This window comes from Pseudomonas sp. (assembly GCF_037994325.1).
GTDB lineage: Bacteria > Pseudomonadota > Gammaproteobacteria > Pseudomonadales > Pseudomonadaceae > Aquipseudomonas.
On sequence record NZ_JBBNAH010000405.1, the window covers coordinates 1 to 1,838 of the forward strand.

The 1,838-nt window shown below is 60.0% G+C and carries 2 protein-coding genes; both read left to right on the forward strand.

Annotated elements, in window-relative coordinates:
- A partial coding sequence (locus tag AAAB16_RS13820) for an ATP synthase delta/epsilon chain alpha-helix domain-containing protein (RefSeq protein ID WP_340663833.1) occupies positions 1 to 243 on the forward strand: 243 nt, incomplete at its 5' end.
- A gap of 177 nt (positions 244 to 420) precedes the next feature.
- Positions 421 to 1,782, forward strand: coding sequence for a bifunctional UDP-N-acetylglucosamine diphosphorylase/glucosamine-1-phosphate N-acetyltransferase GlmU (gene glmU, locus AAAB16_RS13825; protein ID WP_340663834.1), 1,362 nt, complete (start codon positions 421 to 423; stop codon positions 1,780 to 1,782).
- Positions 1,783 to 1,838 lie beyond the last annotated feature (56 nt).

A 1,838-nucleotide genomic window follows, 5' to 3' on the forward strand; every position in this document is an offset into this window, starting at 1 on the left:
GTGTTTTACATCTCCGGTGGTTTCCTGGAAGTGCAACCGAACATGGTTAAGGTTTTGGCCGACACCGTGCAACGTGCAGACGACCTGGATGAAGCTTCTGCTCAAGAGGCCGTTAAGGCTGCTGAGAAAGCCCTGCATGAGAAAGGCGCGGAGTTCGACTACGGTTCCGCCGCTGCCCGTCTGGCCGAGGCTGCAGCTCAGCTGCGCACCGTTCAGCAAATTCGCAAGAAGTTCGGCGGCTAAACCCGCAGGTCTTCATCGCGATCGAGTAAAAGGGTAGCCTTGGCTACCCTTTTTCTTTTTCCGGATTTCGCTTTTTCGCCTGTTCTTGGCGAGCATTCCACCCCGTAGTTCTTGTGCATTCATCGACGCGCCCTGCCGCCTCGAACCCACTACCCCATCTGCTCAGGACCCCGCCCCATGTCACTCGATATCGTTATCCTCGCCGCCGGCCAAGGCACCCGCATGCGTTCGGCATTGCCGAAAGTGCTGCACCCCATCGCCGGTAAATCCATGTTGGGTCACGTTATCGACACGGCGCGCAAACTGGCGCCGCAGAGCATTCAGGTGGTGATCGGCCATGGCGCCGATAAGGTTCGCGAGCAACTGGCAGCGGACGATTTGAGCTTTGTACTGCAGGCTGAACAATTGGGTACCGGCCATGCCGTTGCCCAAGCCTTGCCGAAACTTTCGGCTGAGAAAGTGCTGATTCTTTACGGCGATGTGCCGCTGATTGAAGTGGAAACGCTGCAACGTCTGCTCGCTCAAGCCAACGATCAGCAACTCGGCCTGCTCACTGTGGAACTGGCCGACCCCACCGGTTACGGCCGCATCGTGCGTAACGAGCAAGGCAGCGTGCAGGCCATCGTTGAACACAAAGACGCCACCGATACCCAACGTGCCATTCGCGAAGGCAACACCGGCATCCTCGCCGTACCCGGCAAACGCTTGGCCGACTGGCTGGGTCGTCTGTCCAACAGCAACGCCCAAGGCGAGTACTACCTCACCGACGTGATCGCCATGGCCGTGGCCGATGGCTTGCTAGTCGCCACCGAACAAGCCAACGACGAAATGGAAGTGCTCGGCGCCAATGACCGCATCCAGCTTGCCCAGCTCGAGCGCCACTACCAATACCGTGCCGGCCGCCGCCTGATGGCCCAAGGTGTAACCCTGCTCGACCCCGCCCGTTTCGACCTGCGTGGCGAAGTAACTGTCGGCCGCGATGTACTTATCGATATCAACGTCATCCTGGAAGGCCACGTAATCATCGAAGACAACGTTCAGATCGGCCCCAACTGCGTGATCAAAAACAGCACCCTGCGCAAAGGCGCCATCGTCAAAGCCAACAGCCACCTCGAAGGTGCTGAGCTAGGCGAAGGCGCCGACTGCGGGCCGTTTGCACGCTTGCGCCCAGGCTCGGTATTGGGCGCCAAGGCCCATGTGGGTAACTTCGTGGAGTTGAAAAACGCCGTCATGGGCGAAGGCGCTAAAGCCGGGCACCTCAGCTACCTCGGCGACGCTGAAATTGGCGCGCGTACCAACATCGGCGCGGGCACCATCACCTGCAACTACGATGGCGCCAACAAGCACCGCACCGTACTCGGCGCTGACGTTTTTATCGGCTCCAATAGCGCCCTGGTGGCGCCAGTCTCCCTCGGTGACGGCGCCACCACCGGCGCCGGTTCTGTGATCACTGCAGACATCCCCGCCCAAACCCTCGGCGTTGGCCGCGCTAAGCAGCGCAACATCGAAGGTTGGAAGCGCCCCATTAAGAAGTCGTAAGCCAATCCGCATCAGCCAGTTGTTTGCGCATACCTAGGTCCCCGCCTGCGCGGGGA

What these genes read in the sequence shown, in the direction of transcription:
- glmU (WP_340663834.1), top strand. Translation starts at nt 421, where the DNA reads ATGTCACTCGATATCGTTATCCTCGCCGCCGGCCAAGGCACCCGCATG.